Genomic DNA, 24,205 nt, shown 5'->3' with positions numbered 1-24,205 from the left:
CGCCGGTCAAATAATCCGCCGGCTAATAGCCCAAGTCGGTTAAAACCGACTGAAATTTTTAACCGATCGCTATAATTAGTAGGATTTATCCGACTTTCGCTATGAGACCGCCATCGTTTTAACCCCCGGCGGTTGGTGCGATCGCAGTACAATATATCATCGAATAAAATAGGGGTTTTCCGTATCGGGGCAACGACCCAACGGATTGCCCCTACGCACAATTAAAATATCGCAGGTTAAAGGTATGAAAAATTGGCAGCGTTATCCAGAGTATAAGGATTCTGGGGTTGAGTGGTTGGGAGAAATTCCAAAGCATTGGGAGGTGAAGAAGTTAAAATATGTATGTCAAATACTGAGAGGAAAATTTACTCATAGACCTCGTAACGATCCTCGTTTTTATGATGGGTCTTATCCTTTTATTCAAACAGGTGATGTAGCAGCCGCTAATAAATATATTACGACTCACAAACAAACACTGAATGATTTGGGCTTTGCTGTAAGTAAAGAGTTTCCCAAAGGGACTCTTATTATGACAATTGCTGCAAACATTGGTGATATTGCTATTTTAGATTTTGCGGCTTGTTTTCCAGATAGTATAGTTGGTTTTGTTCCTGAAAATAAAAATAATCTTAATTATCTGTATTACAATTTTTTGGCCATGAGGCCAGACTTGCTTAAAACAGCAACCTTAAATACTCAAATGAATCTAAATGTTGATCAAATAGGAAGCTTATTGACTATTTTACCACCTCTCTCCGAACAAAAATCGATCGCGCATTTCCTCGATCGCGAAACCACCAAACTTGACAAACTCATCGCCAAAAAAGAGCGATTTATTGAACTTCTCCAAGAAAAGCGCACTGCCCTAATTAGTCATGCTGTCACCAAAGGACTAAACCCCGATATCCCGATGAAAGATTCTGGCATTTCGTGGTTGGGACAAATTCCAAAACATTGGAAATTTGCTGCACTTGGTTATAGTTGTAATCTTACATCTGGAGGAACTCCCGATAGAAATAAAATAGAGTATTGGGATGGAAATATTCCTTGGGTAAAAACCGGAGAAATTAACTATAATGAAATCACCAAAACTGAAGAATATATAACTGAACATGGCTTAAAAAATTCATCAGCTAAATTAGCACAACCTGGTTCGCTATTGATGGCTATGTATGGTCAAGGGGTAACAAGAGGGCGAGTAGCCTTACTATCTGTTATGGCTGCTTTTAATCAAGCTTGTGTTGCCATGTCAGATTTTAAAAATATTCAAGTAAAGTTTTTATTCTACTTTTTTGTAAATGCTTACCAGTATATAAGAGATAATGGAAATCTTAACAGTCAAATGAATCTAAGTGAAGGAGTGATAAAAAAAATAAAGGTTTTGATTCCTCCTGTTAATGAACAAAAAGATATTATCAATTTCCTAGACCAAGAAACCGCGAAAATTGACACCCTAATCGAAAAAACCAAAACCAGCATAGAAAAACTCAAAGAATATCGCACCGCCCTAATTTCTGCTGCCGTCACCGGGAAAATCGACATTCGAGAGGAGATTTAGGGATCCGCCATTTCTTAGTGTCCTTCGTGTCTTCGTGGTGAAAAAAACCACAAAGACACAAAGAACACAAAGATATTCGTCCGGTGGGCAAAAGAATCCCTACCCAAAAATTAATAATTTATCCCAAAATATCCGGGGAAAAAGCGCTCGCAATCTAATTAATCATTATTACGAAAGCGATCGATTAACTCCTCACGAGATAACTGCATCAACAAGGGAGTAAACTCTGACGGTGGTAAACTCAATACCGAGTCAATAATCAAGGTTAATTCTGGGTCAACTGCCCCAAAACGAAACCTCAATAAATTCTCAACAACCAAACGTTCTCCTTGTTGCAAACCCGACAGTTTTGCGGATTCTAACTGTTGATCGAAAAGAGGAGATAAGCGCATAATTAATTCTCTATCCTCCAAACTACTACTTTGTTTAGATTCTAAATCGGCCTTTAGTCGATTTAACAGAATAAACGCATTGGCCCGAAAAGGATTATCTGGGGGAAGCTGTTCGATTTCATTAATAGCTTGCGCCTGAACTTTACCCCGCCCTAAAACCCGCAACCAAAGGGTGTCCAAATTCCGGGGTAATTGGTGAATCACCACAATTACAGTTCGCAATTGCGGCGGCAGAAAGTAAACCCCCATTGGCCAATATTCTAAATCTAGGGTAGCACCAAATTCTTGCAACAGGTTTTCCGACGCCGTTGGAGTAAGAATCCATAATTTCGGTTTCCCTTCTTCCGCAATACTACCCCGGTTGCGGTTAGCCTCTCGTTGCAATTCCCCCCGAATTTCCAATAACTTTAACAGACAATCAGAAATTTCATCGGCAGTCACCGGGTTACGAAATGGTTCAAAAATTGCCGGAGTAGCGATCGCGCGGGCTAAAATTCCCAACGAGTCTGGGGGCAATGTGAATTCTGATTTAGGCGAAAACCATAAATCAACTTGTCTAACTTCTCCGGCAACCCGACGCGGGGACTGAATAGTTCCGTAGGGAGTGAGTAATTCTTCTAGATAATCTTTGGCAAATTGGTCATGGATAAAACGAGTCACTGGCTGAGATAGATTAAAATAGTAAAATCATCATTAATTCTATCATTATTATTTATTCGTAGGGTGGGTTAGGCGGCCTAAAATTTTCGGAAAACATCACAATATTTTTATCCGCCGTAACCCACCTTCCGCGACTTATAGTTAGTCTTAGGGTGGGCCAACTATCAAAACTTAATAATTTATCCCACATATTCATATAATTTGCCCACGCGACATTTTCGGAGACAATTCAAATGCTAACTGCCAACCATAAAAGCAGACATCAAACTCCATAAAAAAGTTTAACTGACCTAAAATAATCGGCGGATCGTTAGATTTAGCCCAAGCAAAAGCCAAAGAAATAGGTGGAAAATCACCAATTTGACCCACCACAGCCAAACCCCTTGCTTCTACAGGGGCAAGATTACCCGCTAAGGCAATTGAAAGGGTTTGCTCTTCCCAAACGGCTCCTAACTCTAAACCCACATTATATGGTAAAACATTCAGACTCGATCCCGTATCTAATAAAGCAAAAAATTCCCAAACAGAATCTCGATAACCTAAAGTAATAGGCACACAAGGAAAAAAATTGGTTTGTCCTGCTTTATTCCTTCGTTCGATAAAAGGAAATCGTTGAGAATTTCGCATTTTATTTTTTCTTCTCTTGTTCTAATAGACTCATTAACTTTTGAGCAGCATCACTATAATCATAAGGCGACCACAGACGATAAGCCACTTCATTATCTAATGATTCTAATCCTTTTCTTTTGGCTAATTCAGCAGTTAAAATTTGAATAATTTCCACTTGATCGGCATCGGATAACTGCCGCAGTTGCTCTAACAATTCAGGATTTGACATAAAATCACCTTGAATTCACGTTTCTATTTTACCACGATCGATAGCTTTAGTTACCCGTAGGGTGGGCAAATTATCAAAATTTAATAATTTATCCCGAATAATCATAGGATTTGCCCACCCGACATTTACCTCTGTGTCCTTTGTGTCTCTGTGGTTGATTCATTTATTTCCACCACAGAGACACAGAAACAGAGATATCACCAGAATTACCAATCTTTAAAACCTAATAACTCAGCTTGGTCAGAATTTTGCCAAAATTTCTGCCTTTCTGCATGACTCATTATTACATTGGTTCCCACTCGGACTTGTTCAGCATTCAAAAGGTGTTGCTTTTCCCCATTCTCTTTCTTGTCTTGTGCAGAAAGCGACGGCGTTTTCTCTGTTGAATTTAAAGGCATATCCATCTTCTCCTGGGGCGATCGTCATTGGCCCTACATACTCCATCCCTATTATATCTCTGTAATAGTCGAAAGCTGAATCTAAGGCAATTAACACAACTAGGGGATTACTTCCTAATGCTGAACAATTTCGCAAACCCACTTGAACCCCATACCAGATTAACCATTTGCCAATCGGTGAAATCAGTCGTTTCGCTTGCTGACCTGTACTAATTGGATTAGCTTCTAAATTTTCAATTTCTAAAATTTCTGGTTGCCCAGGATAGGGATATAAACCATATTTAACTAATCCCCAGAGTTGCTGGTTATACACCAATTTCACAATATTTTGCAAATCAAAGTCAGTTTTTTTCCATAACTCTGGCCAATTACAAGTCCAATCATAAGGCAGATCATCCACTGTTGCAGGGGCAATGATAGCCTTTTCAATCTCTGCACCTTGAATTCGGACTGGCACCAGATAGGAACCAATTTGTGTCATTACTCTTTATCCTTAAACAGTTAAAAAAATTATATTTTATTAATGCAAAAATTATTATAATGATACCATTTTTTTATTTATTAAGTAGGTGGGCAGAAATAAATGCACCACAGACCAGATCGGGAGAAAAACTGTCATTCCCGCCCCACGCCTTCGCGGGGGTAAACTCCGGCGGGAATCCACAGCCTATCGGCGGGGAACGAAAAGTGCAATTAATTATGTTCACCTACTTTAGTATTTTTTTATTGATAATTAAATCTTATAACTTTTTGGTTTATTGGCAAGGGTGCATCTCACTTTTGTAATTCCTCTGTGTACCTCTGTGTCTCTGTGGTTGATTCATTACACCTCTTGCTTTCATAGCGGATCGATCCCCCCAACCCCCCTTTTTAAGGGGGGCTTTTGATTTACCCGTAGGGTGGGCAAAAGAATACCTACCCAAAAATTAATGATTTATCCCAAATATTCATATAATTTGCCCACCCTACATCTGGCAACGAGTCGAGCTTGTATGTTATCATATAAATAGTACATGACTTAAGCATAATCCCTTTGTGTCCTTTGTGCCTTCGTGGTGAAAAAAAACCACAAAAACACAGAAAAACACCAAGACCAACCCTAAAAATAAAATCAACCATGATTGACATTTCCGAGAAAAACTTTGAAGCCACCATAGAACAAAGCCTACTAAATAGCGGCTATCAAAAACGCCACTCTAAAGACTTTGATAAAACCCATTGCCTGATTCCCCAAGATGTGCTTTCCTTCATCCAAACCACCCAACCCCAGGAATGGGATAAATTTAAATCCCACTATGGAGAAGATGCAGAAACAAAACTGCTTAAACGTCTTGCCAATTTCATCCAAAATCACACCACTTTAGAAGTTTTCCGTAAGGGTCTTAAAGTCAATGGCTGCCAATTTAAACTAACTTATTTCCAACCTGCAAACAACCTAAACCCAGAAACTCAAAAACTCTATCAATCTAATATTTTTACGGTGATTCGCCAACTTTACTACAGCGACAAAAACCCGAAACAAAGCCTTGACCTCACCCTATTTTTAAATGGCTTACCCATCTTTACCGCTGAACTGAAAAACCCCTTAAATGGGCAAACCGTTGAAAATGCCATTAAACAATACAAAAATGACCGCAAACCCCACGAAACCCTATTTAAATTTGGGGTTTGCTTATCTCATTTTGCCCTTGACCCCAACCTGGTCTATATGACCACGCAACTAAAAGGAACTGATACTTATTTTCTCCCTTTTAACCAAGGTCAAGACGAAGGCGCCGGAAACCCCCCAAAAAATTCCGATAAGTCCGGTTATCCCAGCGAATATCTGTGGGAAACTATCTGGGAAAAAAATAGTATCCTCGATTTAATCCAAAATTTTATGACTCTGGTTAAAGAAGAAGCAACCGACCAGAAATCCGCCAGCAAAAAACTAATTTTTCCCCGCTATCACCAACTGGATACGGTCAGACGCTTGCTGGCAGATGCCAAAGTTCACGGAACCGGGAAACGTTACCTAATTCAACATAGCGCAGGCAGCGGCAAAAGCAACACGATCGCCTGGTTAGCCCACGGATTTTCTAACCTCCATGATGCTAATAATAACCGCGTATTTGATTCGGTAATTGTGGTAAGCGATCGCCGGGTTATCGATAGACAATTGCAAAATGCGATCGGTCAATTTCAGCAAACCACTGGAGTAGTGGAAAATATCGATCAAACCGCCAAACAACTAAAAGATGCCCTAGAGTCCGGCAAAAATATTATTGTCACCACCCTACAAAAATTTGGGGTAATCGTCGATCAAATTCAAGCCCTATGCGGCAAAAAATTTGCCGTTATCATCGATGAAGCCCATTCTTCCCAAAGTGGAGAAAGTAGCCAAAACCTCAAAAGTGTTTTATCAGCTACCACCCTGGAAGCCGCCGAAAAAGAGGATAGCAGCCCCGAACACGATATCGAAGATCGGATTACGGAGGAAGCCAGAAAACGCGGTTTTATTCAAAACCTGAGTTATTTTGCCTTTACCGCTACCCCAAAAAAAGAGACTTTAGAACTGTTTGGCAGCCAACAACCGGACGGCAGTTTTGTGCCATTTAGCCTTTATTCTATGAAACAGGCGATCGAAGAAGGATTTATTCTCGATGTCTTAGCTAATTATACCACATATCAGAGTTATTTTAAACTATTAAAAACAATTGAATCTGACCCCAAATACGATCGCCAAAAAGCCGCCTCTCTCCTGCGTAACTTTGTGGAACTCCACGAACATACCATTAAACAGAAAGTGGCGATTATGATCGAACATTTTCACGACCATATTGCCCAGCAACTCAACGGCAAAGCCAAAGCCATGATTGTCACCCGTTCCCGACTCCATGCGGTCAGATACAAACTAGCATTAGATGACTATTTACGCGCCAAACAATTACCCTATCAATCCTTAGTTGCCTTCACCGGAAAAGTCAATGATGGGGCAGAATTTACCGAAACCAGCATGAATACCGCCTCAGCAGGGACAAAAATATCAGAAAGTGCCACCGCTGAAACCTTTAAACAAGATAAATATCGCTTTTTAATTGTGGCGAATAAATTCCAAACTGGCTTCGATCAACCCCTCCTAGTTGCCATGTATGTAGATAAAAAAATCGCGGGATTAATTGCCGTACAAACCCTCTCGCGGCTGAATCGCATTTATCCGGGCAAAGAGTCAGTATTTGTCCTGGATTTTGCCAACGAAGCGGATGATATCCAGAAAGCTTTTGCCCCTTATTACGATCGCACCTTATTAACCGAAGCCACCGACCCCAACATATTATATGATCTGCAAATAAAACTGGATAACTACCACTTTTATCAACCCAGAGAAATAGAACAATTCGCCCAAATTTATTTTAACACCCAGGGCAGTCAAGCAAAACTGTATGCGGTACTGACCCCAACGTGCGATCGCTACAAACAAGCCCCCGCAGAAACCCAGCTTAAATTTTATCGCCAACTCAAAGAATTTATTAACCTCTATCGTTTTCTCTCCCAACTGTTGCCCAGCCCCGACCCCGAATTAGAAAAATTATATCATTTTTATCGCTATTTAATCCGTCTATTACCCCTTGCCAAAACTACCCTACCCTTAGACATACAGCAGAATATTGAACTGGAATCATATCGCATCAAACAAACCTATCAGGGTCAAATTGACCTAAAACAAGAAGTTACAGAAAATCCCAGCAATTCTCACGGTAAAACTCCGAAAATTGCTAAAGAAGAAATTGCCACTCTCTCCCAAATCATCCAAGACATTAACCAACAATTTGGCACAAATTTCACGGAAAATGAGCGAGTATTTCTTGAACAAATGGAAACCACGTTAGATCGAACCCTGCAAACCAGCATAACCGTCAATGACCGGACAAATATTAAATTAGAATTTGATCACCAAGCCAAAGAACTAATCCAAGAGGCGATCGACTCTCATTTTGAGTTATATAAAAAATTTAATGATAATCAAGAATTCAGGGCATTTTTACTCGGTGCTTTATTTAACCGATTCTTGGAACGTGCTAATCTGGGACAGAAGAGAAAGCCGGTTTCTTGAACAAACCGGCTTTCTGGATTTCTAATATAATAGAATGGATGAATAGAATGGATAATCAGTGAGGTCTAATGATGCCACAAATCACCATTGAAATTCCCGAAAAGCTTGCTGCAAAAATTACTCAAATGGGCGATCGCCTACCAGAATTACTGACCCTAAGTCTCGATCAGCCCGCATTACCAGCCCACATCTACCGATATATTCTAGATTTTCTAGCCAGCAACCCCACACCAGAACAAATTGCCGCTTTCAGTCCTACCCCCGAAATGCAAGAACGTCTGCGGCTTTTGCTCAACCGTAGTCACGCTGGGGAACTGACTGATGCCGAACAAAGAGAACTTGATGAGTATGAAAATATCGAACATTTAGTCATTATGCTCAAAGCTGGTTGCCTACCTTATTTATCTACTACGCCATGAGTTCAACCTATATCCCAACCACACTTCGCCGTCTGGTTGAAGAACGAGCCAATTATCGATGTGAGTATTGTCTAATTCCTGCCTTTGTGGTCTTTTTTCCCCATGAAATTGACCATGTCGTCGCCAAAAAGCACGGGGGTGAGACGGATGAGAATAATTCAAGAAGGGAATTTAAGGAGGCTCTTTTCCCTCTTATATATATGGGCGCATAATATTCCCATTATAACATTTTAATTTGATTTTATTGTACCGTAAGCGATCGCCCATTGTCAAGACTTTTTTAAAAAAATTTTGGTTAAGAATTAAGGAGTGAAATAGAGGGGAGATTTCATAAGCGATCGCAGTTATTTTTTTATTTTCACCACAAAAACACTTCAGACTCCAAAAAGGTTTTCTCTTTGTCTGAAGCGGCGAAAAATTATTTTGCCAATCTGAAAAAATAGCCCGCTAAATTTCCTCTTCCCCGTCCAAATCTGCATACAAATCTTGTAACGTTTGATGCTGCAAACGTCGAGACATCCGCCGATATTTCTTAGACTCCAACTTAGGCTCATATTCCTGATAACCAGAACCCTTAGTTTTCACCTTCAGGCTAGATTCTGTATTACTCTGATTTTGGAGCGACTCTTGATAAGCGATCGCCTCTAACAAAAACTCCCGATAATAATCATAACGCTCCCAATCTCCCCGTACCATACAATTAGGCTCATCCTGGTGCAAACAATCACTAAACTGACATTGATCTGCTGCCAACCTTTGCCGCACTTCTGGGAACAACTGACCCAACTCCTGGGGCGTAAAATCAATATCCGGCTGATTAAAACCCGGAGTATCCGCCAAAAGTCCCCCATTGGGTAACTCAAACAACTCCACATGACGAGTCGTATGACGACCCCGCCCCAATTTCCCCGAAACCTTCGCCACCCGCAAATCAACGTTAGGAATCAACAAATTAATTAAACTAGACTTGCCCACACCGGACGGCCCAGAAATCACCGTCATTTTCCCCGTAAGCTTCCGGTGAACCGCCTCAATATTTAACCGATTTTGCACGCTAATAAACAGAGGATCATAACCCCACTGCTGCAAACGTTCCTGATAGTTGCCGCGTTCTGCCTCGGAAACCAAATCACTTTTATTCAAACATAAACAAACCTCTAAACCCGTAGATTCCGCTTTAATTAAAAAGCGACTCAACTGATGGGGGTCTAGAGTAGGTTCTTCTAAAGCAAAAACTAATAAAATTTGATTGGCATTGGCTACCGGGGGACGATCCAGTTCACTCTCACGGGGAAAAACCTGACTAATAGCCCCTCGTCCTCCTTCCCAGTCCGGTTGCTCCACCACCACGCGATCGCCCACCATCACTTGCTGACCCAGCTTTTTCAGCAGCGATCGCCGGGTACAGAGCAAAGACCGTGGCAAATCCGTAGTTTCTGCCCCAGGCAGCGGATCCAACTGCACCTGATAATAATTAGCTTGCACCGCCAAAACCGTCCCCGTCGGGGTCAACTCTCGTTGACCCTCATCCTTACCGGGGGAATTTTGCTGCTGTTGCACCATCAAACTCATCGGGATATCGGGCCTCGACGAACCATCAGGGCAAAAAAGCCACCGCGATCGCAAATACTTTCAACCTCGTGACCTTCCATCACCAAACTATCGGGCACCTGCTCAATTGGTTCTCCTGGGTCCAACCAAACCTCCAACAACTGCCCTGGTTGCATTGGCTGTAAACGGAGTTTCGTTCGCACGAAATTCAGGGGACAAGGTGTCCCCCGCAGGTCAATTTGAGCATCAGGAGTGGATAAAGCTGAATCACCCATCACTTAAACAGACCCAAAAATCCATCTTTACCACCCTTGCCAATGCGAGCCCCCTTGAGTTTGGCTAACTCTTCGAGATGTTTTCGCTCATCAGCCGAGACTTTTTCCGGAATCTCAACGAGTACCGTAATTAAATGATCCCCTCGGCTCACCGGATTGCCCAACCGAGGCACCCCTTTGCCCGGCAGGGTTAACACCTTATTCGGTTGAGTCCCAGGGTCAATAGTGAACTCTGTCGGTCCATCCACCGTATCCACATCAATCTGACAGCCTAAAATCGCTTGGAGATAATTAATCTTCACCTCGGAAAGAATATTAATCCCTTCGCGATTAAATACGGAGTCCTCATTGACAAACAAGTAAACATACAAATCTCCCGAAGGACCGCCTTGCTTACCCGCATCCCCTTCTCCAGAGACTCTTAAGCGAGTGCCATTATCGACCCCAGCCGGAATATTGATTTTGAGTTTTTTCGTTTCTTGTTTATGACCTGCACCACTACAGTCTTGGCACTTACTTTCAATCATTTGACCTGTGCCATTACAAGTTGGACAGACCGAAACTTGAGTAAAGCTGCCAAAAGGAGTCCGGGTGGCCCGTCGCACTTGACCGGATCCGCTACAAGTGCTACAGGTAGTCGGTCGGGTGCCTGGTTTGGCTCCTGTCCCAGCGCAAGTCTTGCAAGTTTCCAGGTGGCTGATGCGAATTTCTTTTTCGCCCCCAAAAATTGCTTCCCGAAACTCTAACTTCAAATCCAGGCGTAAATCATCCCCACGAGTGGGGCCGGTGCGTCGGGGACGAGTTTGAGTGGCTCCACCAAAACCGCCAAAGCCACCGAAAACGCTTTCAAAGATATCCGCAAAACTATCGCCAAAGTCTCCCATTCCCGCACCAGCGGCAGCAGCGCCAGAGACTCCGGCTTCGCCAAAGCGGTCATAGCGAGCGCGGACTTCTGGTTCCGAGAGGACTTCATAGGCTCGATTAATTTCTTTGAACCGTTCCTCTGCGCCCTCTTCTTTGTTTACGTCTGGGTGATATTTCCGTGCTAACCGGCGATAAGCTCGTTTAATTTCTTCTTTATCCGCATTGCGAGAGACACCTAGGATTTCATAATAATCGGTGGCCATAAAGCGCTTCTGGTATGAGTGATATCTTTTGTCCCATGATTGGGATGAATTATTGACATTAGCTGGTCAGCTACCTAACATTGGGGGCGAGATGCCCCTTATGCGTGAAAGCGGGCGGCTGACGAAAGACTTTACATTCGATATAGTATAACCAGCCTCTGGTCAAGCTGTCAACTTTACTTCTCCAGGATATCCTGAAAAGATTCTCTCAATTCCTCCAGCTATCCGAGCAATATTTTCTTAACCAGACTATACCTGTTTTTTATGATATTTTCTTTGACTATATTTTGCCATAGTTTTTATCATATATATAATCATATATATAATCAAATATATATATGATTATATATCTTTGGTTAATTTAGGTTGTTTGTGTAGTGGTTTTATCTGGATGAAAACTTAATAAAATACGCCAAAAAATATCTGTAAAAATGCAATTTTACGGATATTTTTCGGCAAAAAACTGCTAATTTACCGATGGTTCTAAAGCGGCGGCTGGTTCAGAATCCTCAGCTTCTGTTTTAGAATTGACGGTTTCTGGGTTTTCCGGGGATAGGGAAGTTTCCTTGCTGTACACTTCTATGCCCACGGAAAACATTGTTTGTTGAAAAGCGGAGATTTTTTCTCGTAAATCTTCGAGGGTGACTTTCGGATCGGCGATCGCCTCTTTCAGACTGGCGGCTTTTTGCTTAATATCAAGTTTTAGCTCTTTACTCAGCAATTTGACCTTATCTTTCACCGTCGAATCTAAATTATTAAATAAACTGATCGCCTCACTTTTTGCCTCCGCAATTTGTCGGCGCAGCTTATCTTGGTCAGCAAACGCTTCCGCATCTTGGCGCATCTTCTCGATTTCCGTGTTACTCAAGCCCCCAGTATTGGTAATTTGAATGCTTTGGGCTTTGCCACTGGTTTTATCCTCCGCCACCACATTCAAAATGCCATTAGCATCAATGTCAAAGGACACCTCAATTTGGGGTATCCCTTTAGGGGCGGGGGGAATATCACCGAGGATAAACTTACCCAGGCTTTTATTATCTTGTGCCATTGCCCGTTCCCCTTGGAGCACATGGATTTCCACGCTGGTTTGGTTATCGACAGCGGTGGAAAACGCTTGACTGCGACTGGTGGGGATGGTGGTGTTACGTTCAATAATTTTTGTAAAGACTCCCCCCAAGGTTTCCAAGCCAAAGGATAAGGGGATCACATCCAACAGCAACACATCACTGACTTCACCGCTTAACACCGCCCCTTGAATGGCGGCACCGATCGCCACTGCCTCATCAGGATTCACCGTGCGATCGGGTTCTCTGTCGCCAAAATATTCTTGAATCCGGGCTTGGACAGCGGGGATTCGCGTTGAACCACCCACTAAAACAATCCGACTAATATCATCGGGTTTTAACCCGGCATCTTTGATCGCTTGGGCCACAGGTTCCATCGTGCTTTGCACCAGATGGGTCACCAGTTCTTCAAACTTAGTCCGAGTCAGTTCCATATCCAAATTTTTCGGCCCCATATCATCAGCGGCAATAAAGGGCAAATTAATGGATGTAGTTTCGTGACTGGATAATTCAATTTTGGCTTGTTCCGCCGCTTCGCGAATTCGCTGCATCGCCATTTTATCCACGGACAGGTCAATTCCTTCTTCCACCCGGAATTGTTCCACCACCCAATTCATCAAACAAGTATCAAAGTCATCTCCCCCCAGATGGTTATTGCCTGCGGTGGATTTAACTTCAAAAATGCCGTCTCCCAGTTGCAGAATGGAGACATCGAAAGTGCCACCCCCCAGGTCAAAGACTAAAATTTTCAAATCTTGGTCTTGTTTATCCAAGCCATAAGACAAGGCCGCAGCGGTAGGTTCATTAATGATTCGCAGCACTTCCAGACCGGCGATCGTCCCTGCGTCTTTAGTTGCGTGGCGTTGGGCGTCGGTGAAATAAGCGGGCACCGTAATCACCGCTTGAGTCACCTCTTCTCCCAAATAATTTTCCGCTTCTTGCTTGAGTTTTTGCAGAATAATCGAGGAAATTTCTTGGGGAGTGTATTGAGTCCCGCGAATTTCTACATCTACAGTGTCATCTTTCCCTTTCACGCAGCGGTAGGGAACCCGCGATCGCTCCTCTTCCGTATCATCCCACCGGCGACCAATAAATCGTTTAATACTATAAACCGTATTTTCCGCATTGGTGACGGCCTGCCGCTTGGCCAGATGACCAATTAATCGACTGCCACTTTTCCCAAATCCCACAATCGAAGGAGTGGTTCGTCCCCCCTCCGAGTTGGGAATCACAATCGGTTTGCCCCCTTCTAGTACGGACACGCAACTATTGGTAGTACCCAGGTCGATGCCAATGACTTTTCCCATAGTGATTCGGCGGTGGTCTCAAATTTGATGCTTGTTTCAATCCAAGACTTCCGACATAGCCAGAAGTCTTGTTAGGTCTTAAATCCCCAGCGCGAAAGACCTGGAGATAATCCAGCTATTCTCCCGGTCTTTCGCCGCTCTTGCTTCAGTTTTCGGTTACTGGAGTTTCTGGATTTTCCTCTGCGGCTGCCACCGGTTCTGGTGCCACCGCCACTTTCACCATTGCATGGCGCAAAATCCGCGAATCCAGAACATAACCGCGCATCAGTTCTTCAACCACGGTGCCTTCCGGATATTGATCCGTTGTTTCTCGCATAATGGCCTCGTGCAGATTCGGATCAAACTCTTGTCCTTCGGGACGCATGGGAGAAACGCCGAGTTTTTTCAGCGCATCTACCATTTGTTTGTAAACACTTTGATAGCTTTTGTGAATGTTCATTTCCGCATCATTTTGAGGCTTGATCTGCGATCGCGCCCGTTCAAAATTATCGATCACGGGCAACAGTTCGCGGATCGTCGCACATTTAGACAGAAGGTCGAGTTCTTCTTTTTCTTTTTCGGTCCGCTTGCGGAAATTATCAAAATCGGCACCTAACCGGGCATATTGAGCTTTCAGTTCTTCAACTTGTCCTTTAAGCTCTTCAATTTGGGCCTGGTATGCCTGGTTAGACATCATCAAGCTTTCTACGGCAGCCGCTTGTTCTGCGGCCCTCGCCACTGCGGCGGCCATTTCTGCCGCCGAAACCGTCCGGCCTTGATTTCCATCGTCCGTGTCAAATTCTTCTTCTTCAGAAAGATCCTGGTCTGGAACTGAGGGCGCTTGTTTGGCCTCGGTAGAGGTAGTTGGTGCTTCAACCGAGGTCGCATCACTCTGGTTCGATGACTGTTCTAAAGAGTCATCCTGTTGATTGTCCAGATTTTCTTGCTGCTTGTCCTCTTCGATCATGATTGGCTATTTCCCGTTGCTCAAAATTGCGTTCCCAGGCTGATTCTAAGATTTCTTACGATTGTATCTATGGGGCTGAAGGATGTGCCTAGTTTCATCCGCTCGGCCCTAGCATTTAGGATCATATCGCGTTCCGCGAGATTTTTTACTCACTGGATCGACTGATCTGTAGAGGAGAGAGGTTTTTCGGTTCGTAGACTCGAGGTAAGGCTGACCAAAAATCACTTTTTGGATGTTTTTTGTCCGCCGCCTGCCCTCGTTTTGGGTGTAAGCATATCGGTGTAAAGCATATCATAGATATGAATGACTAATGACTAATGACTAATGACTAATGACTGAGAGTAAATCACCAATAAATAATAAGCAATTATTAGTCATAAGCCATGATTAACCATGATTAACCATCATATATAACTTGTTGCAAACTAGCAATAATATAAAAGAGTCAAATCTTTAGGAAGATTAGGGTTTTTGTGAAATCAGGCTATAGTGAAGTTGATGTCCAGATGTTTTGGCAGCAAATCGGTTTGTGCTGGTGTGGGGTTGGGTATTTTTTGCTTCTATGGGTAAAATGCTGACTGCGATCGCACATGATAAAATGTGGCGATTTCGTGATGGACAGGCTCTCGTTGAGACTCATAGAATTTCTCACATAACCCATAAAGCCTTTTGGGATTAGAGCTTTTGATTAGCATCCTTAACCATCAGTGCAAATCCTTAATCAGTTGGAGCGATCGGATTAATGATTGCCATATTAAAAATTAGTAAGATTAGTAAGCTCGATGCGGTCTTATTTTTGCCCGCCCTCCAAGATCCCTACTCAAAAATCCCAGGAGGTTAATAAATTTCTGCCAAAAGGCCAATGTCGTCACAAGCTGCCGCGAAGCGTTGCCCTCAAAGTCCTAATTAAAGAGGAAATCCTTTGCTTAGGACTTTACCAAAATTGATCGTTCACTATCCTATATTTGCTTGAGCAATTATGACTTACGCATCCCAACGACAGGCTCTTGTCGTCCAAAGTAATTTTTCTCCCTTTGGGAATAAGCTTCTTTCATCCGGTTATGTGGATCATAACCAGATGAAAGAAGCAATTAAACAAAGCCGGGACATGAAAAAGCCCCTGCTAGAAGTTCTCCAAGAACTGACAGACAAACCACTGCCCCCGGAATTACTGCGCCAGTACAAAGTGCAGCAACTCTTTGAACTGAAGCTGATTTATGCGATCGAAGCCTTCGATCCCGAACTAACCGAAATTAGCCAAGAACAGCTAATTGATCTGATTGACAATTTGCTGCCCATTGAAACCTGTCGCCTCCATCGCATTCTGCCGCTATATAAAACCGAAACGAATCCCGCAGCTTTGGTCGTAGGGATGGTCGATCCAGACAAGTTGGATGCACAGGATGACCTCAACCGAATCTTGAAATCCCATTCCCTGGGATTCCAGCGTCGGGTAATTACCCTCGAAGATTATCAACACTTCCTGAATCAATACATAGAAGAAAAAGCGCAGGAAGAAGCCGCCCGGAAAAAGCAGGCGCAAGATAAAGCCAACCAAGTCGATCTCACCGTCGATCCGAATGCCTTCGCCGATGTGGATATTCAGGAAGCTGACGCTGAGGATCAAGATGACATGGACCTCAACAAGTCTCTGCACGCAGCCGAGTCAGCGCCGATTGTGAAGACCGTGAACCAAATCCTGGCTAAAGCCTTGAGCGATGGGGTATCGGACATCCACGTCGAACCCCAAGAAGAATTTCTCCGGATCCGGATGCGGAAAGACGGGGTACTCCAAGAAATCTATAGGCTGCCCTCAAAAGTGGTCAACCCCTTGGTGGCTCGCTTTAAAATTATTGCCGACCTGGACATTGCCGAACGCCGGAATGCTCAAGACGGTCGGATCCGCCGGATCTTTCAGGGACGCACGGTGGATTTCCGGGTGAATGTTCTGCCCAGCCGATTTGGGGAAAAAATCTGTATGCGGATTTTGGATAACTCCTCCACCCAACTCGGTTTGGATATGTTAATCAGCGATCCGGAAGCTTTGGCCAAAGTGCGGGAGTTCGCCAGTCGTCCTTTTGGCATGATTTTGGTGACGGGGCCGACGGGTTCTGGGAAGTCCACCTCTTTGTATTCGGTGTTAGCGGAACGCAACTCCCCAGAGGTGAATATTTCCACGGCAGAAGACCCGATTGAGTATGCGTTGCCGGGGATTACCCAATGTCAGGTGATTCGGGCGAAGGGTTTGGATTTTAACGCGCTGTTGCGGGCGTTTATGCGCCAAGACCCGGATATTATTCTGGTGGGGGAAACGCGGGACCATGAAACGGCCAAAGCAGCTATGGAAGCGGCGTTAACCGGCCACTTAGTGTTAACCACTCTGCATACTAACGACGCCGCAGGAGCGATCGCCCGTTTAGATGAAATGGGCATTGAACCCTTCATGGTGGCAGGGGCGCTGATTGGCATTTCCGCACAGCGCTTAATGCGTCGGGTTTGCAGCAATTGCAAAGTTCCCTATCAACCCAGCCCAGAAGATTTGGCTCGATATGGTTTATCCGCCGCCAAAGAATCCGGGGTGATATTCCACAAAGCCAATTTTATTGCTCCGAGCGATCGAAAAGCCGCCGAAGAAGCGGGCACCCTTTGTCCCAAATGTCGCGGTGGTGGCTACAAAGGTCGGGTTGGCGTCTATGAAGTGCTGAAAAACAGTGATGAAATCTCGGCCTTAATCACTCAACGGGCTCCGACCGCTTTGATTAAAGAAAGAGCAGTCCAAGAAGGGATGGTATCCCTACTGCCCTATAGCCTCAATCTCGTGCGGGAAGGCCATACAACTTTTGAAGAAGTAGACCGGGTGACTTTTACCGATACGGGCTTAGAGGCGGAACTCAAAGCCAAGCGGAAAACAGGTCTGACCTGTCAGGGTTGTGGGGCGGGTTTACAGCCAGAATGGTTAGATTGTCCCTACTGCATGACCCCTCGCTTTAAAGATTAAAGATGAAAGTTAGTCGGAAAATTGACGCTTACCTTCATGCCATCCTATTCACAATCAAGCAAAATTTCGCTAGATAATATAGATAAATAGCGGTAATTGGGGGATAAACAACAATGCCACCACAAGGTTTAGTCATTGAAGATGTTCTGGAAGCCTTGATCGAGTCAGGGGGTTCCGATATCCACATCCAAGCGGGAGCACCGATCTACTTCCGAATTAGTGGTAAATTAACCCCTCAGCCTCAATTTGGTGAAACCCTAGCACCAGAAGAGTCGCAGGCTTTAATCTTCCAGATGCTGAACAACCAGCAACGGAAAGAATTAGAACAAAACTGGGATTTAGACAGCGCCTATGGGGTGAAAGGATTAGCTCGTTTCCGGCTGAATGTTTACCGAGAACGAGGCTGCTGGGCGGCTTGTATGCGAGCGTTGGGGGCGAAAATTCCCAATGCGGACAAACTGGGGGTGCCACAAATTCTCCGGGATCTGACTCACCGTCCTCGGGGGATGGTGTTGGTGACGGGACAAACGGGTTCTGGGAAAACGACGACTTTAGCGGCTCTGCTGGATTTGGTTAACCGCACTCGTTCAGAACATATTCTCACGGTGGAAGAACCGATTGAGTATGTTTACCCAAATATCAATAGCTTGTTTCACCAACGCCAAAAAGGTGAAGACACGAAGAGTTTTACCAATGCTCTGAAAGGAGCACTCCGTCAAGACCCAGATATTATTGTCGTGGGCGAAATGCGGGACTTGGAGACGATTTCTCTGGCTTGTTCTGCGGCAGAAACGGGTCACTTGGTGATGGGAACTTTGCATACCAACTCCGCTGCGGGTACTGTCACCCGGATGCTTGAGGTGTTTCCGCCTCAAATTAAACCGGCGATGCAAGCTCAGTTGGGTAACTCTTTGCAAGGGATTTGTAGCCAAAACTTGGTGCAGAAAATTGGCGGCGGTCGGGTCTGTGCCCAGGAAATTCTGGTGAATACGGCAGCTATCAGCAACCTGATTAAAGAAGGTAAGTTTAGTCAGATTTATTCGATGATCCAAACCGGCATGAAATTAGGAATGCAGACAATGGAAATGGCTTTGGCTAAACATTACAAAGATGGCAAAGTTAGCTGGAGTGATGCGATGGGTAAAGCGGTGGTGCCCGATGAATTGGTACGATTGATTGGGCCTAATCCAGAGTTGACTGGAGCCCAGAAAAATTAGAAATCGGTGATTTCACCAACTTGAATGCGAAGAGTGAGATTGGAAATTTCCCAGTGAAAATATGCAAATGATCATATCAGATAGCCAGGAAAATCTCCAATCTCTTTACTATAGCAAGAAACGAGTTGGTTAGGACGGTTATTTTTTTAGGGAATAGGGAACAGGGAATAGGGAACAGGGAAGAGAAGTTGTCCTAAATATCCCTAACATTGGTATAATAAAATTCTATTAAACCAAGGGAAAAGATTGTTGAGCGCAAATGTCTGATATTAATTTGGCTTAAATTTTATGGTTCAAGTAGTTTAGTCAAATTCACTGGTTTTTTCGCTGGTTAAACATCCGACCCTAATAGGGAATAGGGAACAGGGAATAGGGAACAGGGAAGAGAAGTTGTCCTAAATATCCCTAACACTGGTAATTGAATGAATATTGATTAAACCTTTGATTGATTTTCATCAAAGGTTTAATCAAATTTGTTCGATCGCTGTTATCCTCAATTATCCAGAATTTAGCGAAAATTTAAGCGGGTAAATTTCCGCCATCAATGTGATTTTCATTGGATTATAATTGATGGCGGATTTTTTTGGCAGGCAAAAAAATTAGGGCTCAATTTGGATTTAGACTATTTTAAATTCTAAAAGGTTCTAACGATCGCTCCCCCTGAGATGAACGAAGTTTTTTTGGTTCATTTTTGTTGACAATGAATCAGCCCCATTGATTCCCAGTATTGGCGCGATCGCCAACTACCGGGCTAATCCGATCCAATGGTGGTTTTTTTCCTAGATTGTCAGCCAGTTGGTCAAGCGTCTGCCAATCCACGGCTTCAACAATTTAGGAACAGTGACCGGAACCGATCCAGTTGGAAAAGCGACACAAATCCCAAACAACTCTCTACAAACAACAATTAGATTTAAATTGTTGAACGCAAAGGAAAACCACCATGAAATTCTCTAACCAATCTAATCAAGTTTCTTCTTTCTCTGGCAACGCTTTCTCTCAAGGTCGTCAATTTGGTAATATGACTCTGGCTGCGAGTTTGGCTGCTTTACTGCTCTGTGGCAGCGGTGCGACGTTTAGACCAATGGCAGCGAAAGCGCAAACCAATCTCGGCCTGATCGCCCAAGCCACAGCCCAAGCCACAACTGAGCAAACTGTAATCTATGTGAACTCGGCGCAAGGCAGCGATCGCCCTGGGGCAGGGTTGAGTGAAGCCACCGCTTATCGCACTATTTCTTATGCGCTACAACAAGCAAAGGCGGGGACGATTATTCAACTGGCTGACGGCACTTACAGTGCAGAAACTGGGGAAAATTTCCCCCTGAATATTCCCTCTAAGGTGACATTGCGGGGTAAGACTTCCAGTAAGGGTCAAGGGGTGATGATTGTTGGGGGCGGTTCTCATGTGAGTGCTTCCTTTGCCCGTCAAAACGTGACTGTTGTGGCTTTAGATGAGGCGATCGTGGAAGGGGTGACGATTACGAATACCCTATCTCGTGGGACGGGACTGTGGATTGAACAAGGCAAACCTACCATTGCCAACAATACTTTTGCTAATAGTTTGCGAGAAGGTATTTTTGTCACGGGCAATGCACAACCCACGATTTCTAGTAACCTTTTTATTAAAAATGATGCCAACGGAATTTCTGTGGCTCGTGCGGCTAAGGGTGTGATTCGCGATAATACTTTCCAAGAAACTGGATATGGGATGGCGATTAGTGATACTTCCGCCCCCTTGGTGAGTAACAATGGTGTGTTTAAAAATAAGGCGGGTATTGTGGTGTCTAATTCCGCTACGCCAATTCTCCGCAATAATGTGATTGAAAATAATTTGGCTGGTGGGGTGGTGGTCATTGGCACCGCGAATCCGAATTTAGGCACCGTGAATGACCAGGGAAATAATCGCATTCGCAGTAATGGCAGTTCTGATGTGTTGAATAGCACCTCGAATTTGCTGTTGGCGATCGGTAATGATATCAACCCCAATGGGATTCAAGGGAATGTCAACTTTGTTCCCGCCGATGTTCAAGTTGCCTTTTCTGATGTGCAAGGTCACTGGGCGCAATCTTATATTACCGCTTTGGCCAAACGGGGGGTGATTTCTGGTTTCCCCGATGGTACTTATCGCCCCAATGAACCCGTGACTCGTGCTCAGTTTGCGGCGATCGTGAATAAAGCTTTTGCTCCCAAACCCGTTCGGATTAATAAGGTGTTTGCCGATGTGGTCAGCACTTTCTGGGGGGCTGATGCGATTCAAACCGCCTATCGCGGTGGCTTCTTGGCTGGTTATCCTGGGGATATTTTCCGCCCCAATCAAGAAATTCCCAAGGTGCAAGCTTTGGTAGCGTTGACCAGTGGTTTAGGATTGCCTGAAGCCAGTCAGAGTCTGCTTTCTCGGTATTCTGATGCCGCGCAAATTCCTGATTATGCGAAAAATGCGATCGCCTCTGCAACGGCCAGTCAATTGGTAGTCAACTATCCCAACCTGAGTCAATTCAATCCCAACCAACAAGCCACTCGCGCTGAAGTCGCTGCCTTTGTTTATCAAGCACTGGTTAATGCCGGACAAGCGGAAGTTATTCCTTCTCCTTATGTCGTTGCCACTCCATAATCTTCAGTTATTTGTAGTTATTCGTATGGTGGGCAATATTTTGCCCACTTTACTACTCAGATGATTAAAACTAGAACCCAGGCGATCGCATCCCTGGGTTCTTTCTCATTAGTCCTCGCAGATAACCCAGAAACCGGGTTTCCTTGGTGAAAATTACAGTTATCTGTTTTAAGCAAACAAGAAACCCGGTTTCTTAGTCCTCCGCCCCTCCGCCCCTCCGCCCTTCCGCCCCTCCGCCTCTCTCATTGTGTACATTAATAGGGGCAGGAATGCGGGTAGCAATGCCCATCCTACTTTTACTTTTACTTTTACTTTTACTTCACCTGAAGAATGCAGAACAAAATTCATTTTATATCTGGTTTACCGCGATCGGGTTCCACCTTACTCGGTGCCATTCTCCGGCAAAATCCTCGATTTCATGCGGGAATGACCAGCCCCGTAGGGGGATTAGTCGAGCAAATGCTGGCAGCAATGAGCGATCAAAACGAATATTCCGTATTCATATCCGAAGAACAGAAACGGCAACTGATCCACAGCATATTTAACACTTATTATCAGCCGCAAGCGGACAAAGCCGTAATTTTTGACACAAATCGCTTATGGTGTGCGAAATTAAGCTTAATTAACGAACTATTTCCCGAAGCTAAAATTATCTGCTGTGTCAGAAATATCGCCTGGGTGATGGACAGCATCGAAAGACTAATTCGCCGCAACGCCTTTGACGTTTCTCGCCTATTTAATAATCTGGGAGAAAGAGCTACCGTATATAGTAGAACAGAAGCCCTAAGTCAGGGCGGCAGATTAGTCGGATTTGCCTACAGTGCTGTCAAAGAAGCATTTTACAGCGAAAATAGCCATAAACTACTCATAGTTGATTACGACCTCTTGGCCAAAGGACCCCAGCAAACCATCTCCTTAATTTATCAATTTCTTGGGGAAACACCGTTCAAACACGACTTTGAAAACATCGAATATGACGAGCCAGAATTTGACCTGAATCTGAATACCAAAGGGCTGCATAAAGTACGGCAAAAAGTAGCATTTCAACCGAGACAAACCATATTACCGCCCGATTTGTTTGAACGCTACAACAGCTTATCTTTTTGGGAACAACCCAGCCCCACCAGGGCTAACTTAATTGTTGCCAAACCGAAGAATTAGCCACGGGTTAAATAAAAACCACAAAGACACAAAGAACACGAATAATATCTCTTTGTGTCCTTTGTGTCTTTGTGGTAAAATCTATTCTAAAAAAACTTGACAATCTGTTAATAAATGGATAAGATATAAGTAGCAAAATAATTCAGGTTTATTGGGGCTGGAAAAACATCCAACAAGCCCAAACGATACCTGGGAGTACCCGGCCCGGAGTGGCGAAGAAAGTAAGAGCAAAAAGCCCCTACGCTCTCCGGGCCAGGTAAAATCCCTAACTCGTTTCCAAACTCACTTCGGGGAGCCCCGGTGAGGGGCTTCCTCCTGCCCAGAAATAAGAAAGCGGGTTTCTTTTCGGGAAATCTATCATGGAAGAAAAGAAAGGGAGTCAAAATAAATGACAGCTATCCAATCAATCACAACGGCAACAACATCCCTTTATGAACAAGATTTTTATCTGTGGCTACAGACAAATATCAACTTATTAAAAGAGGGAAATTTTGCCGAAATCGATTTAGAAAACTTGCTTGAGGAATTGGAAAGTATGGGGAGAAGCGATAAAAATGCTTTAAAAAGTAATTTAAAAATACTTTTAATGCACTTACTCAAGTATAAATATCAGAATCAAAAGCGCACAAATAGTTGGCTTTACACGATTCGAGAACATCGTCAACGCCTCCGAGATACTTTCAAAACCAGTCCGAGTTTATATCGTTTTTTTGAAGATATTTTTAACGAATCCTATCAAGATGCGAGAGAACTAGCCGCCGATGAAACGGGTTTATCCATCCAGATATTTCCTCCAGAGTCTCCCTTTAGTAAAGAAGAAGTGCTTAACCCTAATTTTTTACCGGCTGATGAGTGAGTTGTTGGTGGAGGTTCAGAAACCGGGTTTCTGTGGTGAAAATTACGGTTATCGGTGGGTGGCATAAAAGAAACCCGGTTTCTTAGTCTAAGCAGACCACCCAGAAACCGGGTTTCTTTGGTGAAAATGTAGGGGCGAATGGCCATTCGCCCCTACTGTTAAATCCAAACAAGAAACCCGGTTTCTTAATCCCCGCAGCTAACCCAGAAACCCGGTTTCTTAATCCCCGCAGCTAACCCAGAAACCGGGTTTCTTTTCGGCATATCACAGTTATCTTTAGGTTTCACGACAGAAACCCGGTTTGTTATTCCCCGCAGACCAGCTAGAAACCGGGTTTCTTTGGTGAAAATGTAGGGGCGAATGGCCATTCGCCCCTACTGTTAAATCCCAACAAGAAACCCGGTTTCTTATTCCTCGCAGATAACCCAGAAACCGGGTTTCTTAATCCCCGCAGCTAACCCAGAAACCGGGTTTCTTTTCGGCATATCACAGTTATCTGTGGAATCCCAACAAGAAACCCGGTTTCTTAGTCCCCGCAGACCACCCAGAAACCGGGTTTCTTATTCCCCGCAGACCACCCAGAAACCGGGTTTCTTATTCCCCGCAGCTAACCAAGAAACCCGGTTTCTTATTTAGAATATATAACGTATTGACAACATATCATACATAAAATAGTCACCAATACCCCTGCCAGCCCGTTGCCAATCTAATTAAAATAAGCCATAAAAACCGGACAG

Annotated in this window: 20 protein-coding genes; 10 read left to right on the top strand and 10 right to left on the bottom strand. The window is 44.0% G+C overall.

The features are described from left to right. The first annotated feature begins 244 nt into the window (after positions 1-244). On the top strand, positions 245-1,558 hold the full coding sequence (locus tag AM228_RS20905; RefSeq protein WP_054468877.1) for a restriction endonuclease subunit S: 1,314 nt from the start codon (positions 245-247) through the stop codon (positions 1,556-1,558). Between the two features lie 158 nt (positions 1,559-1,716). Here AM228_RS20905 and AM228_RS20900 read toward each other — a convergent pair whose 3' ends face one another. From AM228_RS20900 to AM228_RS20885, 4 genes are all read right to left on the bottom strand, one after another. Beyond that, the gene (locus AM228_RS20900) at positions 1,717-2,610 is read right to left on the bottom strand and encodes a hypothetical protein (protein WP_054468875.1); all 894 of its coding nucleotides are present in this window, start codon (positions 2,608-2,610) and stop codon (positions 1,717-1,719) included. Between the two features lie 192 nt (positions 2,611-2,802). Further along, on the bottom strand, positions 2,803-3,237 hold the full coding sequence (locus tag AM228_RS20895; protein ID WP_054468873.1) for a hypothetical protein: 435 nt from the start codon (positions 3,235-3,237) through the stop codon (positions 2,803-2,805). A 1-nt stretch (position 3,238) separates the two neighbouring features. Continuing rightward, entirely contained in the window at positions 3,239-3,448 is a 210-nt protein-coding gene (locus AM228_RS20890) for a hypothetical protein (protein WP_054468871.1), read from the bottom strand. 309 nt (positions 3,449-3,757) lie between these two features. Beyond that, on the bottom strand, positions 3,758-4,327 hold the full coding sequence (locus tag AM228_RS20885; RefSeq protein ID WP_054468869.1) for a hypothetical protein: 570 nt from the start codon (positions 4,325-4,327) through the stop codon (positions 3,758-3,760). A gap of 636 nt (positions 4,328-4,963) precedes the next feature. Here AM228_RS20885 and AM228_RS20870 point away from each other — a divergent pair. The 3 genes from AM228_RS20870 to AM228_RS20860 all read left to right on the top strand — a co-directional run bounded on the left by AM228_RS20870 (position 4,964) and on the right by AM228_RS20860 (position 8,570). Then, positions 4,964-7,939, top strand: a complete 2,976-nt coding sequence (locus tag AM228_RS20870) for a type I restriction endonuclease subunit R (RefSeq protein WP_054468862.1) — start codon at positions 4,964-4,966, stop codon at positions 7,937-7,939. 68 nt (positions 7,940-8,007) lie between these two features. Continuing rightward, positions 8,008-8,358, top strand: coding sequence for a hypothetical protein (locus AM228_RS20865; protein ID WP_231636888.1), 351 nt, complete (start codon positions 8,008-8,010; stop codon positions 8,356-8,358). Beyond that, entirely contained in the window at positions 8,355-8,570 is a 216-nt protein-coding gene (locus tag AM228_RS20860; protein WP_082348983.1) for an HNH endonuclease, read from the top strand. Before AM228_RS20865 ends, AM228_RS20860 begins: the two co-directional genes overlap by 4 nt. A 235-nt stretch (positions 8,571-8,805) precedes the next feature. Here AM228_RS20860 and rsgA read toward each other — a convergent pair whose 3' ends face one another. The 5 genes from rsgA to grpE all read right to left on the bottom strand — a co-directional run bounded on the left by rsgA (position 8,806) and on the right by grpE (position 14,628). Continuing rightward, positions 8,806-9,930 (bottom strand): small ribosomal subunit biogenesis GTPase RsgA, encoded by a 1,125-nt coding sequence (gene rsgA / locus AM228_RS20855; protein ID WP_369817784.1) that lies wholly within the window; start codon positions 9,928-9,930, stop codon positions 8,806-8,808. Continuing rightward, positions 9,927-10,184, bottom strand: a complete 258-nt coding sequence (locus tag AM228_RS20850) for a sulfurtransferase TusA family protein (RefSeq protein ID WP_054468858.1) — start codon at positions 10,182-10,184, stop codon at positions 9,927-9,929. Before AM228_RS20850 ends, rsgA begins: the two co-directional genes overlap by 4 nt. Continuing rightward, entirely contained in the window at positions 10,184-11,311 is a 1,128-nt protein-coding gene (gene dnaJ, locus AM228_RS20845; RefSeq protein WP_054468856.1) for a molecular chaperone DnaJ, read from the bottom strand. The genes AM228_RS20850 and dnaJ overlap by 1 nt, the downstream gene beginning before the upstream one ends. Positions 11,312-11,777: 466 nt before the next feature. Then, complete coding sequence (gene dnaK / locus AM228_RS20840) at positions 11,778-13,682, bottom strand: molecular chaperone DnaK (RefSeq protein WP_054468854.1); 1,905 nt, start codon at positions 13,680-13,682, stop codon at positions 11,778-11,780. Between the two features lie 145 nt (positions 13,683-13,827). Further along, positions 13,828-14,628, bottom strand: coding sequence for a nucleotide exchange factor GrpE (gene grpE, locus AM228_RS20835; RefSeq protein ID WP_082348982.1), 801 nt, complete (start codon positions 14,626-14,628; stop codon positions 13,828-13,830). Between the two features lie 979 nt (positions 14,629-15,607). Between grpE and AM228_RS20830 the strand changes: the two genes are divergently transcribed. The 5 genes from AM228_RS20830 to AM228_RS20805 all read left to right on the top strand — a co-directional run bounded on the left by AM228_RS20830 (position 15,608) and on the right by AM228_RS20805 (position 23,468). Further along, complete coding sequence (locus tag AM228_RS20830; RefSeq protein WP_054468852.1) at positions 15,608-17,626, top strand: GspE/PulE family protein; 2,019 nt, start codon at positions 15,608-15,610, stop codon at positions 17,624-17,626. A gap of 113 nt (positions 17,627-17,739) precedes the next feature. Beyond that, entirely contained in the window at positions 17,740-18,843 is a 1,104-nt protein-coding gene (locus tag AM228_RS20825; RefSeq protein ID WP_054468850.1) for a type IV pilus twitching motility protein PilT, read from the top strand. Between the two features lie 940 nt (positions 18,844-19,783). Beyond that, positions 19,784-21,451 carry a DUF1565 domain-containing protein gene (locus AM228_RS20820; RefSeq protein ID WP_054468848.1) on the top strand — a complete coding sequence of 556 codons (1,668 nt, stop codon included), beginning with the start codon at positions 19,784-19,786 and terminating at the stop codon, positions 21,449-21,451. A gap of 330 nt (positions 21,452-21,781) precedes the next feature. Further along, positions 21,782-22,612 (top strand): sulfotransferase, encoded by an 831-nt coding sequence (locus AM228_RS20810; protein ID WP_054468844.1) that lies wholly within the window; start codon positions 21,782-21,784, stop codon positions 22,610-22,612. A gap of 388 nt (positions 22,613-23,000) precedes the next feature. Beyond that, positions 23,001-23,468 carry a DUF29 domain-containing protein gene (locus AM228_RS20805; protein ID WP_054468842.1) on the top strand — a complete coding sequence of 156 codons (468 nt, stop codon included), beginning with the start codon at positions 23,001-23,003 and terminating at the stop codon, positions 23,466-23,468. A 185-nt stretch (positions 23,469-23,653) separates the two neighbouring features. Here AM228_RS20805 and AM228_RS20800 read toward each other — a convergent pair whose 3' ends face one another. Then, positions 23,654-23,836, bottom strand: coding sequence for a hypothetical protein (locus AM228_RS20800; RefSeq protein WP_054468840.1), 183 nt, complete (start codon positions 23,834-23,836; stop codon positions 23,654-23,656). Positions 23,837-23,966: 130 nt separating this feature from the next. On the opposite strand from AM228_RS20800, the gene AM228_RS33190 reads away from it, so the two are divergent. Then, the gene (locus AM228_RS33190; protein ID WP_156331944.1) at positions 23,967-24,104 is read left to right on the top strand and encodes a hypothetical protein; all 138 of its coding nucleotides are present in this window, start codon (positions 23,967-23,969) and stop codon (positions 24,102-24,104) included. Positions 24,105-24,205: the final 101 nt, after the last annotated feature.

It is taken from the genome of Planktothricoides sp. SR001 (assembly GCF_001276715.1).
GTDB lineage: Bacteria > Cyanobacteriota > Cyanobacteriia > Cyanobacteriales > Laspinemataceae > Planktothricoides > Planktothricoides raciborskii.
The sequence above is the reverse complement of the archived record's forward strand: the minus strand, read 5'-3'. Positions and strand labels throughout refer to the sequence as shown.